Origin of the sequence: Streptomyces sp. NPDC053541 (assembly GCF_044544705.1) — a bacterium.
Lineage (GTDB): Bacteria > Actinomycetota > Actinomycetes > Streptomycetales > Streptomycetaceae > Streptomyces.
Genome location: NZ_JBITXM010000012.1, coordinates 295,644 through 307,282, shown reverse-complemented (window position 1 = coordinate 307,282; position 11,639 = coordinate 295,644). Strand labels below are relative to the sequence as shown.

Here is an 11,639-nt window from a genome sequence, read left to right as displayed (position 1 = left end):
GGGTCCGAACCTTCCTCGTACCGGGGGTGATTGCACCGCCCCGCCGGATTTGTTTCTGTAGTGGACGTCGCCAGGCAGCCGCCGCCCGGGCCCCGTCCGGAGCAGCGCGGCAGACCGCACCAGGCAGGCCGGTTCCCCACCAGTTCCCGGTTCTCCGGGGTCTGGTTCCGGCATGCCGAAACCGCCCGGCGCGACCCTTGTCCCCGACGTTAGGTATGACGCTTTGTTCCGCTCGATCGCCACGCGCGCCGTCTCCCGCAAGAAGTCCTTCGCCGTCTCCGCCGCCGTTCTCCTCGGCGCCTCGGGCGCGGTGCTCGGCAGCACGGGTTCGGCCTCGGCCGCCACCCCGCAGGAGATCGCCCGCCAGATCGTGCCGCCGTCGCAGTACGCGTCCTTCAGCAAGATCGTGGAGCACGAGTCCGGCTGGAACCACACCGCCACCAACTCCTCCAGCGGCGCCTACGGCCTGGTCCAGGCCCTGCCCGGTTCGAAGATGTCCTCGGCCGGCGCCGACTGGAAGACCAACCCCGCCACCCAGATCAAGTGGGGCCTGAAGTACATGAACGAGCGCTACGGTTCCCCGAACGGCGCCTGGGCGTTCTGGCAGTCCCACGGCTGGTACTGAGCCGACTTCCGGTAGCCCGTGACGCGCACGCGGCGCGAGCACGACGCAGCAAGGCCCCGGCCTCCCTCGTGGAGGAACCGGGGCCTGCGGCGTTCCCGGGGCCTTCGGGGCTCAGAGCCGCTGGATGATCGTGCCCGTCGCCAGCGCTCCGCCCGCGCACATCGTGATCAGGGCGAACTCCTTGTCCGTACGTTCCAGCTCGTGCAGGGCCGTGACGATCAGCCGCGCCCCGGTGGCGCCCACCGGGTGCCCGAGGGCGATGGCGCCGCCGTTGACGTTGACCTTCTCGAGCCCGTCCAGGTCCCGGTCGAACTCCTGGGCCCAGCTGAGCACCACGGAGGCGAAGGCCTCGTTGATCTCGACCAGGTCGATGTCCCTGAGGGACATCCCGGCCTTGCCGAGCACCGCCCGGGTCGCGTCGATCGGCCCGTCCAGGTGGTAGTGCGGGTCGGCGCCGACCAGGGCCTGGGCGACGATCCGGGCGCGCGGGCGCAGCTTGAGCGCGCGGGCCATGCGCTTGGACGCCCACAGGAGCGCGGAGGCGCCGTCGGAGATCTGGGAGGAGTTCCCGGCGGTGTGGATGGCGGTGGGCATGACCGGCTTGAGCCGGGCCAGGCCCTCCATGGTGCTGTCGCGCAGTCCCTCGTCGCGGTCGACCAGGCGCCACATGCCCTGCCCGGCGGCCTGCTCCTCCTCGGTGGTGGGCACCTGGACGGCGAAGGTCTCGCGCTTGAAGCGCTCCTCGGCCCAGGCGGTGGCGGCGCGCTCCTGGGAGAGCAGCCCGAGGGAGTCGACGCGCTCGCGGGTGAGGCCGCGGCGGCGGGCGATGCGCTCGGCGGCCTCGAACTGGTTGGGCAGGTCGACGTTCCACTCGTCGGGCCAGGGCTTGCCGGGGCCGTGCTTGGAGCCGGAGCCGAGCGGGACCCGGGACATCGCCTCGACGCCGCAGCTGATGCCGATGTCGATCACTCCGGCGGCGACCATGTTGGCCACCATGTGACTGGCCTGCTGCGAGGAGCCGCACTGGCAGTCGACGGTGGTGGCGGCGGTCTCGTAGGGCAGGCCCATGGTGAGCCAGGCGGTGCGGGCGGGGTTCATGGACTGTTCGCCGGCGTGGGTGACGGTGCCGCCGACGATCTGTTCGACGCAGTCGGCGTGGATGCCGGTGCGGCCGAGGAGTTCGCGGTAGGTCTCCCCGAGGAGGTAGGCGGGGTGCAGGTTGGCGAGGGCGCCTCCGCGCCTGCCGATGGGGGTGCGTACGGCTTCGACGATGACGGGTTCCGCGGCCATGTGGGCTCGTCCTCTCCTCGCCCGCACGGGGGTGTCCCGGCACCCCCGCCGGTCGACGTCACATAGAACTAGTACGCGTTCTAGTTCCGAGTGAAGTCTGATGACTGCTACCGCGGGTACGCAAGGGTCCGGGACGCAACAGTTCCCGCCGTGCGCCTTGCGAGTTGTAGAACTCGTTACTACCTTTCCCGGCAACTTCTGATGGTCCATCAGATACGGAGTGTGTTGCCGATGCGCTGTCCCCATCTCTCCGAAGGGTTCGACGCCACCGACCCCGATCTGCTGCAAAGCCGCGTCCCCCACCCGGAGTTCGCGCGCCTTCGGCAGACCGCTCCCGTCTGGTGGTGCGCCCAGCCCTCCGGCGTCACCGGCTTCGCCGACACCGGCTACTGGGCCGTGACCCGGCACGCCGACGTCAAGTACGTGTCCACGCACCCCGAGTTGTTCTCCTCCCAGGAGAACACCGCGGTCATCCGCTTCAACGAGCACATCACCCGCGACCAGATCGAGGTCCAGAAGCTGATCATGCTCAACATGGACCCGCCCGAGCACAGCCGGGTCCGCCAGATCGTCCAGCGCGGCTTCACCCCCCGCGCCATCCGCGGCCTGGAGAACGCACTGCGCGAGCGGGCCCGCGCCATCGTCGCCGAGGCCAGGGCGGCGGCGACCGCGCCGGACGCGGACGGCTCCTTCGACTTCGTCACCCGGGTCGCCGTCGAACTCCCCCTCCAGGCCATCGCCGAACTCATCGGCGTGCCCCAGGAGGACCGGGCCCGGATCTTCGACTGGTCGAACAAGATGGTCGCCTACGACGACCCCGAGTACGCCATCACCGAGGAGATCGGCGCCGAGGCCGCCATGGAGCTCATCGGCTACGCGATGAACCTCGCCGCCGCCCGCAAGCAGTGCCCTGCCAAGGACATCGTCTCCCAGCTCGTCGCCGCCGAGGGCCAGGGCAACCTGTCCTCCGACGAGTTCGGCTTCTTCGTGCTGCTGCTCGCCGTCGCCGGCAACGAGACCACCCGCAACGCCATCAGCCACGGCATGCACGCCTTCCTCACCCACCCCGAGCAGTGGGAGCTCTACAAGCGGGAACGCCCCGCCACCGCCGCCGAGGAGATCGTCCGCTGGGCCACCCCGGTCGTCTCCTTCCAGCGCACCGCCACCCAGGACACCGAACTCGGCGGCCAGAAGATCCGCAAGGGCGACCGGGTCGGCCTCTTCTACTCCTCCGCCAACCACGACCCCGAGGTCTTCGAGAACCCCGAGACCTTCGACATCACCCGCGACCCCAACCCGCACCTCGGCTTCGGCGGCGGCGGACCCCACTTCTGCCTGGGCAAGTCCCTCGCCATCAAGGAGATCGAGCTGATCTTCGACGCCCTCGCCGACGAACTGCCCGAGCTGTCTCTGGCGGGCGACCCGCGCCGGCTGCGCGCGGCCTGGCTCAACGGCATCAAGGAGCTCCGGGTCACCGTGGCCTGAAAGCGACGGGAGAGCGAGCGGGGGCGGGGCGAGGTGGGACCGGTGGCCGGGGGCGCCGCCGGTGCGGCCTGTGCGGCCTGTGCGGCCGGCGGCCGCGGGGGGCGGGGCCGGTGGCTGGAACCGGTGGCTCCCCTTGCACGTCCCAGCAGGCATGCGGGGGACACACAGACTTCTCACCCTGGTCGTCGCGCTGCTCGCGCTCCAGCTCGGCTCGCTCGTCGCGCCGGCCTGGGCCTGCGGCTGCGGCGCCATGATCACCAACCGGATGGACCGGATCGGCGTCGACCGGGAGACCTCGGCCGTGCACTGGGACGCGCGCACCGGCACCGAGCGGATCGTCATGCGCTTCACCGTGCACGGCGACGCCGAGAAGGCCGCCTGGGTGATGCCGGTCCCGCACCGTGCCGACGTCGCCCTCGGCGACCCCGCGCTCTTCGACCAGCTCGACGAGCTGACCGCGCCCGAGCGCCGCCCCCGCGACTACTTCTGGCCGCGCGGCCGCGACTGGCCCTTCTCCTCGAACGCCGACGGCGCCTCGGCCGGGGCGCTCCCGGGCAAGGGCCCGGGCGTCGGTGTCGTCGGCCGGGAACGCCTCGGCCCCTTCGACGTGGCCCGCCTCACCGCCACCGACCCCACCGCGCTCGGCGACTGGCTGCACCGCAACGGCTTCGAGCTGTCCGACCGGCTCTCCACCGAGCTGCGCCCCTACGTCGAGCGCCGGTGGGAGTACGTCGCCGTGCGCCTCGCCCCCGAGAAGGCCGGCGAGCCGCTCCACGGCGCCCTGGACCCGCTGCGCATCACCTTCGCCAACGACCGGCCCGTCTACCCGATGCGCCTGTCCCGGCTGGCCACCACCCCGCAGTCGCTCGGGCTCTACGTGCTCTCCGGCCACCGCATGGAGCCGAAGGACGCCATCGGCGGCGACCGCCCCGAGGTGCTGTTCGCCGGCGCCGTCGACCGGCCGAGCGGCGCGCTCGCCGAACTCACCGGCCCGGGCCGGGTGTTCCTCACCGCCGTCGACCAGTCCTTCCCCGAGCCGAGCCGGATCAGCGGCGACCACGAGCTGGTGAGGGCCGCCGCCGACACGCCGTACCGCGAGGTGATCTGGCGGGACCAGCTGTGGCGGGTGGGCGGGATCCCGGTCTGGCTGCTCACCGTCACCGGCGCGCTCCTGCTGATCGCCGCGGCCGGATTCGGCCTGGCGCGAACCCGACGCCGCAGGCGGCGGACCGCCGCCGCGGCCGGCCCCGCGGGTGTACGTTCGACCGCGTGACGACTCATGACGCATCCCAATGGAACGCTGTCGACGCCTACTTCACCGATGTGCTGGTCCCCGCCGACGAGGCGCTGACCGCCGCCCTCGCCGACTCCACGGCCGCCGGACTGCCCGAGATCGCCGTCGCCCCGAACCAGGGCAAGCTGCTCCAGCTCCTGGTCGCCACGCAGGGCGCGCGCCGCGTCCTGGAGATCGGCACCCTCGGCGGCTACAGCACCATCTGGCTGGCCCGCGCGCTGCCCGCCGACGGCCGGCTGGTCACCCTGGAGTACTCCCCCGACCACGCCGCGGTGGCCCGCGCCAACATCGCCCGGGCCGGACTCGCCGAGACCGTCGAGCTGCGCGTCGGCGCGGCCCTGGACACCCTGCCGCTCCTGGAGAAGGAGGGCGCCGGGCCCTTCGACTTCGTCTTCATCGACGCCGACAAGGTCAACAACCCGCACTACGTCGCCTGGGCGCTCAAGCTCTCCCGCCCCGGCACCCTGATCGTCGTCGACAACGTCGTCCGGGGCGGCAAGGTCGCCACCGAGCACCCCGACGACCCGTCGGTCACCGGCACCCGCGAGATGTTCGACCTGATCGCCCGCGAGCCCCGCCTCGACGCGACCGCCGTCCAGACCGTCGGCACCAAGGGCTACGACGGCCTCCTCGTCGCCCGCGTCCTCGACGAGCCGCAGGGCTGACCCCTCTCCGGCCGCCGGTCCCGGACCTCACGGCCCGGGTTCGGTCCGGTTCGGCCCGAGTCCGGGCCGGGGTCGGGGCCGGGCGGGGCGCGCGGCGGGGCCGGGGGCCGGGCTGCCTATGCTGCGGGCATGAGCATCGTGAAGATCAACGTCCTGACCGTGCCCGCCGAGCAGCGCGAGGTCCTGGAGCAGCGCTTCGCCGCGCGCGCCGGCGCCGTCGAGAACTCGGACGGCTTCGAGTGGTTCGAGCTGCTGCGCCCGCTGGAGGGCACCGACCAGTACCTGGTCTACACCCGCTGGCGCAGCGAGGAGGACTTCCAGGCCTGGATGAACGGCTCGATGAAGGCCGCCCACCAGGGCACCTCCGGCGGCGAGGGCGGTGCGGCGGGCGGCGAGCGCCCGAAGCCGGCCGCGACCGGCTCCACGCTGTGGTCCTTCGAGGTCGTCCAGCAGGCCTCCCCCAAGTAGCGCCCGTCCCACCGGCCGCACGGCGGGCGGTAATTCGGCGGCGGTCCGGGTCGTGCGCGGCCAGAATGGCGCGCATGACCTGGATCTTCACCCCCGAGAGCGTCGACACCCCGGACGCCACCGCCCTGCGCCGCGACTACTTCGGCGACGTCGCCGGCCGCTACTACGGCCGGGTGCTCGGCGAGGACGAGTACGACGAGGAGATGCTGAACGAGGGGCTGGAGCTGCTGGCGCCGCCCGCCGGGCAGTTCCTCGTCGGCCGTTACGAGGGCAAGCCGGCCGCCTGCGGCGGAGTCCTGCTCCTGGACGCCGAACGGGCCGAGCTGACCCGGGTGTTCATCCGCCCCGCCTTCCGCGGCACCGGCGGCGCCGACCTCCTCCTGCGCGGCCTGGAGGACGCGGCCCGCGCCCTCGGCGCCCGCCGCACCGTCCTCAACACCCGCCTCGACCTGGTGGAGGCGAGGGCCCTCTACACGCGCAACGGCTACGCCGAGATCCCGGCGTACTGCACCGGCCCGTACATGGAGATCTGGTACGGCAAGGAGCTGTGACCCCGCGTCCGAGCAGCCGAGCCTTCCGCGGCCTTTGCCCCGTTAAGGGCCGCTGAGGCGCACATCCGTTCACCTCCCCGCCGGGACCGGGCTGCATAATCGCTCGCAGTTGAACCGGGGAGGGGACCCAACGATGTCCGGACACGTCTGTCCTGAATGCGGTGTACACAGACCTGGCTGCGCCTGTGAGCGGGCACAGGCGCAGGCCGCGGCGATGGCCGCGGCCGAGGACTTCGACCCGCTGCGCATCCGGCCGTACGTGGCGCTGCCGACGCCCGAGGGCGGGGACGAGACGGCGGTGCTGCCGCCGGTGACGCCCGGGCCGCTCGCGGGTCCGCTGCCGCCGGAGGCGGTGCCCGCGACTCCCCTGCCGCACGCCGAGGGGGCCGGTCAGGGCGAGGAGCCCGAGACCATGCGGCTGCTCCTGCCGGGGACGGCGCCGAACCTCGCGTACGCGGGCGGGGTCCCCTACGGGGAGGGCGATGCCCCCTACGGGTACGGGGCGGCCGCGGAAGCCGGCGCGGGTGCCGACTCGGGGTCCGGCACGGAGTCCGGGTACCCGGAGGGGCACCCCGAGGAGGAGGGCGTGCACACCCTGGCGTACGCCCCCGAGGCGCCCGGCCGAGGGCGGGGCCGGGCCCGTACGGGAGTGATCGCGGGCGTGGTGGCGGCCGCCGTGGTCGGCACCGCCGCCCTGGCCGCCGCGCTGATCGGCGGGGGCGACGAGAGCGAGGACCGGGCCGGGGTGCCCGAGGTGACCGCCAGCGCCTCCGAGAACGTGGCCGTGTCCGAGGCCCCGACGCCCACGCCCTCGGAGTCGGCGAGCACCTCGGCGACCCCGAGCCCGACCCGTACCACCGCGTCCGCCTCGCCGTCCCCGGCGGCCACCCGGACCGCACCCGCCACGACCGCTCCGGCGGCCCCGGCCCCCACCACCCGGCCGGCCCGCCCGAGCGGCACGCCCTCCTCGGCCCCCGCGGCGGGCACCACCCTGCGCCTCGGCTCGACCGGCGACGACGTGCGGGACCTCCAGGTCCGGCTGCGGGAGCTGGGCCTCTACAGCGGGCGGCTCGACGGCTCGTACGGGCGGAAGGTCGAGCACGCGGTCGCCGTCTTCCAGTCGTACATGTACATCGAGGAGGACCCCGAGGGGGTCTACGGGCCGGCCACGCGCAGCGCCCTGGAGGGCGTGACGAGCGGCCGGGACGGCGGCTCGGGCGGCGACGGCTGGAGCGACGGCGGCTGGGGGTAGCCCGAACGGCCCCTCCGAGGCGGTGGGGGCCCGGCATGTGGACGGGGTTTGGCGGAGGGGGGCTCGTTTTGTATCGTGGAGGAACAAAGTGGCCCCGCTCGCACACCCTGACCGGCGGGCGGGACCGCTTCGTACCGGCACGCCTCATCTCCGACACCCCCTCCTGGAGATCCCCGATGACCGCCACCACCCCGGCGTCTCTCACCGCCCGCGCCCTCCTGCTCGACATGGACGGCACGCTCGTCAACTCCGACGCCGTGGTGGAGCGCTGCTGGCGCCGCTGGGCCGAGCGGCACGGGCTGGACCCGGAGGAGGCCCTGAAGGTGGTGCACGGCCGCCAGGGCTACGCCACGATGGCGGTCCTGCTCCCGGACCGCCCGATGGCCGAGAACCACGCGGACAACCGGGCGATGCTCGCCGAGGAGACCGCCGACCTGGACGGGGTCGTGCCGGTGCCGGGCGCACCCGCGTTCCTCGCCGCGCTCGCCGGCCTGCCGCACGCCCTGGTGACCTCCGCCGACCGGGCGCTCTCCGAGGCCCGGATGGGCGCGGCCGGGCTGCCGATGCCGCAGACCCGGATCACCGCCGAGTCGGTCGGCGCGAGCAAGCCGGACCCCGAGGGCTTCCTGAAGGGCGCGGCGGCGCTCGGCTTCGAGCCGGCGGACTGCGTGGTCTTCGAGGACTCCGAGGCCGGCATCCGGGCCGGCCGCGCGGCGGGCATGCGGGTGGTGGGCGTGGGCCCGCGCGCCGCCGCCTTCGCGCCCGACGTCCACGTCGAGGACCTGACCGGCGTCCGGATCGAGCCGGCCGCCGACGGCACGCTCACGCTGCGCTTCGCGCGCCCCTGACACCGCACCACCTCCCGCGCCCGCGCCCGCACCCGCGCACCCGCAGGGACACTGGCGCGCACGCCTCCAGGGCGGCCCGTACTCCGGTACGGGCCGCCCTTGCCGTACCCGTAGGGGCGATGCACCGGACGGGGCCACCCTTCCCGTAGGAGTCACCCTGCCCGTACGGGCCCGGGCCGGGGCCCGTACGGGCAACGCGGCCCGCCGGGGTCCGGCCCGGGGTCCGGCCCCGCCGGCGGGTCCGGACCTCCGGACGGCCCGCCCGCTCCCGCCCCCTTCGTCACACTCCCTCCCGAACTCCCGCGCAGTGAGGGCACGTCACACCCCTTGATGTGACGTGTTCATGTCGCCACGCTGTTACCTGGCGCACCCCTCACGGAAACCACGCGCCGCCACGATGACCGGGCCGCCCGGCACCCGGGGTCGCGCCCCGGGCAGCCCGGACGCGGCCAAGGTCCCCCCACACCAAGGGAGTTCGCATGACCGCCGCCAGTGTCTACGCGCGTCGAACCGCCGTCCTCGCCGCCTCCGCCGCCCTGACCGTGACCGGCCTGCTCGCCACCGCGCCGGCCGCCCAGGCCTCCCCGCCCACCCCGGTCAGCGCCGCCACCGCGCGCACCTACCTCGCCGCGCTGACCGTGAAGGCGGAAGGTTCCTCCACCGGCTACAGCCGGGACCTCTTCCCGCACTGGATCACCCAGTCCGGCACCTGCAACACCCGCGAGGTGGTCCTCAAGCGCGACGGCGTGAACGTCGTGACCGACTCCAACTGCGTCGCCGTGAGCGGCAGCTGGTACTCCGAGTACGACGGCGCCACCTGGACGCTCGCCTCGGACCTCGACATCGACCACGTGGTCCCGCTCGCCGAGGCCTGGCGCTCGGGCGCCAACTCCTGGACCACCAGCCGCCGTCAGTCCTTCGCCAACGACCTGACCCGCCCGCAGCTCATCGCCGTCACCGACAACGTCAACCAGGCCAAGGGCGACCAGGACCCGGCGGAGTGGCTGCCGTCGCGCACCGCGTACCGCTGCACCTACGTCCGGATGTGGGTGGAGGTGAAGTACGCCTACGGCCTCAGCGTCGACTCGGCCGAGAAGAGCGCCCTGCAGTCGGTGCTCAACGGCTGCTGAGCTCGCCCGTCTTCCACAAGGTCGTTGTTGAACTTGCAAGCATTGGTGAGGGCTGCCTAACCTGAGGGCTCGTCGGTTCCGTCCCCACGACCCGCGCCGCCCCCGGTGCGGGCCAGACCGAAGGAGTCCCTCCCCCCATGAACGCTCTCGCGAGCCGTCTCCAGCAGGCCCAGCCCTACGCGCTCGGTCTCTTCCGGATCGTCGTCGGCCTGCTCTTCGCCTGCCACGGCGCCGCCTCCCTCTTCGGCTGGCTCGGCGGCGCCGCCGGCACCGGCGGCACCATCCCCGGCGGCTCCTGGCCGGGCTGGTACGCGGCGGTCATCCAGCTCGTCGCGGGCGGCCTGGTGCTGCTCGGCCTGGGCACCCGCGGCGCGGCCTTCATCGCCTCGGGCTCGATGGCGTACGCGTACTTCGACGTGCACCAGGCGGAGGCGCTGTTCCCGATCCAGAACGGCGGCGAGGCCTCGGCCATGTTCTGCTGGGCCTTCCTGCTGCTCGTCTTCACCGGCCCGGGCGCGCTCGCGCTCGACGGCCTCTTCGGCGCCCGCGGCAGCCGTGGCACGGCGGCCGCGCGCGACGAGGAGAAGTCCGCTCCCGTGACGGCGTAGCCGACCCGTCGCCCCGACCGGGGCCGGGAACCGCCGGACGGTTCCCGGCCCCGGTCGGCGTTCGGGCGGGGGCCTGCGCGTAGGCTCTGGCCCCGTGAACGTGCTCGACGGCACGGGGTGGTCACTGCAGTCGCTGACCTCGGGCCCGTGGATCTACGCGGCGGTGACGACGTCGATCCTGCTCGACGTCTTCCTGCCGGTGCTGCCGAGCGGGATCCTCGTGGTCACGGCCGCCACCGCCGCCTCGGCGGCCTCGGCCTCCGCGGCCGGCACCCTGGGCGCGGCCGGCACCGCCGCCGGCGTGCCGTACGCCCCCGCACTGCTCCCCCTGCTGCTCTGCGCGGCCTCCGCCTCGGTGCTCGGCGACCTCGCCGCGTACCGCCTGGCCCGGCGCGGCGGCGACAGCCGCCTGGGCCGCGCCGTGGCCCGCTCGCGCCGCCTGAGCGCGGCGCAGGAACGTCTCGGCGAGACCCTGGAGCGCGGCGGCGGACTGCTCGTCGTGCTCGCCCGCTTCGCCCCCGCCGGGCGCTCCGTGGTCTCCCTCGGCGCGGGCGCGACGGGGCGGCGGCTGCGCGACTTCCTGCCCTGGTCGGCACTGGCGGCGGCGATCTGGGCCACGTACGGCGTGGGACTCGGCTGGCTCGGCGGCCGCTGGCTGGGCGCGACCTGGCTGGGCGCCTGCGTCCCGGTGCTCGCGCTCTTCCTGGCGGGCTCGCTGGCGGCCTACGTCATACGGCGTCCGGCTGCGGCTCCGGCGCCTGCGGGCTGACCGGGCGGGCGCCGGAAGGATGTGGGCCGGCCGAGTGAGGGCCGGCCGGGTGCGCCCCGCGGACGTGCAGGTCCGCGAGCAGGTGGGCGGTGGCCTCGGCGACCTGGTCGACGGCGCGGTCGAAGACCTCGCGGTTGTGGGCGGCGGGCGCGCGGAAGCCGGAGACCTTGCGGACGAACTGCAACGCGGCGGCGCGGATGTCCTCCTCGGTGGCCTCGTGGGGCAGGGCGGGCGGACGGAGGGTCTTGATGCTGCGGCACATGCCTCCAGTGTGACGCGCCCCACTGACAACGGTCGCGGCCCGGGCGCCGCCGTCAGTTCAGTCCCCGCCGGCTCCGGGCGTTGATCTCGGCGGCCCGGGCGCGCAGCTCCCGCATGGGCGTCGCGGGCTGCACGTCCTCGGGCTCGGCCTCCCACTCGGGGCCTCCGTGCACGGGCCGGATCAGGAAGCGCCCGGCGACCTCGGCGGCGTAGAAGCCGACCCGGCCGGTGGCCGTGTCCCGTACGAGGTCACCGACCTCGGGCTGTGACGTCACGCATCCTCCCGTCCGTCGTCTCCGTCGCGTCCGCCGCGCCTGTCGTGCCTAACGCGCCTGTCGCGTCCGTCGCGTCCGTTTTGCCGGACGAGCCGACTCGTCCGCCTCTTCCACCTCG

At 73.9% G+C, this 11,639-nt stretch carries 13 protein-coding genes and 1 pseudogene; 11 read left to right on the top strand and 3 right to left on the bottom strand.

The genetic code is table 11. The features are described from left to right. Window positions 1-223: 223 nt before the first annotated feature. Entirely contained in the window at window positions 224-625 is a 402-nt protein-coding gene (locus tag ACIGW2_RS30125) for a transglycosylase SLT domain-containing protein (RefSeq protein ID WP_361587856.1), read from the top strand. A gap of 111 nt (window positions 626-736) precedes the next feature. Here the strand turns inward: ACIGW2_RS30125 and ACIGW2_RS30120 are convergent, their stop codons facing one another. Continuing rightward, window positions 737-1,915, bottom strand: a complete 1,179-nt coding sequence (locus ACIGW2_RS30120) for a steroid 3-ketoacyl-CoA thiolase (protein WP_356070150.1) — start codon at window positions 1,913-1,915, stop codon at window positions 737-739. Window positions 1,916-2,146: 231 nt separating this feature from the next. Between ACIGW2_RS30120 and ACIGW2_RS30115 the strand changes: the two genes are divergently transcribed. The 10 genes from ACIGW2_RS30115 (at window position 2,147) to ACIGW2_RS30070 (ending at window position 10,985) form a co-directional block, all read left to right on the top strand. Next, the gene (locus ACIGW2_RS30115) at window positions 2,147-3,400 is read left to right on the top strand and encodes a cytochrome P450 (protein WP_399847094.1); all 1,254 of its coding nucleotides are present in this window, start codon (window positions 2,147-2,149) and stop codon (window positions 3,398-3,400) included. Window positions 3,401-3,551: 151 nt separating this feature from the next. Continuing rightward, on the top strand, window positions 3,552-4,673 hold the full coding sequence (locus tag ACIGW2_RS30110; protein WP_399847093.1) for a DUF2330 domain-containing protein: 1,122 nt from the start codon (window positions 3,552-3,554) through the stop codon (window positions 4,671-4,673). Then, window positions 4,670-5,359 (top strand): O-methyltransferase, encoded by a 690-nt coding sequence (locus tag ACIGW2_RS30105; protein ID WP_399847092.1) that lies wholly within the window; start codon window positions 4,670-4,672, stop codon window positions 5,357-5,359. Before ACIGW2_RS30110 ends, ACIGW2_RS30105 begins: the two co-directional genes overlap by 4 nt. 129 nt (window positions 5,360-5,488) lie before the next feature. Next, window positions 5,489-5,827 carry an antibiotic biosynthesis monooxygenase gene (locus ACIGW2_RS30100; protein ID WP_356070140.1) on the top strand — a complete coding sequence of 113 codons (339 nt, stop codon included), beginning with the start codon at window positions 5,489-5,491 and terminating at the stop codon, window positions 5,825-5,827. A gap of 65 nt (window positions 5,828-5,892) precedes the next feature. Further along, entirely contained in the window at window positions 5,893-6,378 is a 486-nt protein-coding gene (locus tag ACIGW2_RS30095) for a GNAT family N-acetyltransferase (RefSeq protein WP_361587705.1), read from the top strand. Between the two features lie 214 nt (window positions 6,379-6,592). Then, entirely contained in the window at window positions 6,593-7,630 is a 1,038-nt protein-coding gene (locus ACIGW2_RS30090) for a peptidoglycan-binding protein (RefSeq protein WP_399847090.1), read from the top strand. A gap of 176 nt (window positions 7,631-7,806) precedes the next feature. Continuing rightward, on the top strand, window positions 7,807-8,478 hold the full coding sequence (locus ACIGW2_RS30085; RefSeq protein WP_391654359.1) for an HAD family hydrolase: 672 nt from the start codon (window positions 7,807-7,809) through the stop codon (window positions 8,476-8,478). Window positions 8,479-8,957: 479 nt separating this feature from the next. Continuing rightward, window positions 8,958-9,608, top strand: coding sequence for an HNH endonuclease family protein (locus ACIGW2_RS30080; RefSeq protein WP_399847089.1), 651 nt, complete (start codon window positions 8,958-8,960; stop codon window positions 9,606-9,608). 137 nt (window positions 9,609-9,745) lie between these two features. After that, the gene (locus ACIGW2_RS30075) at window positions 9,746-10,216 is read left to right on the top strand and encodes a DoxX family protein (RefSeq protein ID WP_399847088.1); all 471 of its coding nucleotides are present in this window, start codon (window positions 9,746-9,748) and stop codon (window positions 10,214-10,216) included. A gap of 94 nt (window positions 10,217-10,310) precedes the next feature. After that, on the top strand, window positions 10,311-10,985 hold the full coding sequence (locus ACIGW2_RS30070) for a DedA family protein (protein WP_399847087.1): 675 nt from the start codon (window positions 10,311-10,313) through the stop codon (window positions 10,983-10,985). Window positions 10,986-11,040: 55 nt separating this feature from the next. On the opposite strand, the pseudogene ACIGW2_RS30065 reads toward ACIGW2_RS30070, so the two are convergent. Next, window positions 11,041-11,247 (bottom strand): annotated as a pseudogene (locus ACIGW2_RS30065) (DUF2277 domain-containing protein); the annotation flags it as partial. A 52-nt stretch (window positions 11,248-11,299) separates the two neighbouring features. After that, window positions 11,300-11,521 carry a hypothetical protein gene (locus tag ACIGW2_RS30060; RefSeq protein ID WP_361587717.1) on the bottom strand — a complete coding sequence of 74 codons (222 nt, stop codon included), beginning with the start codon at window positions 11,519-11,521 and terminating at the stop codon, window positions 11,300-11,302. Between the last annotated feature and the right edge of the window lie 118 nt (window positions 11,522-11,639).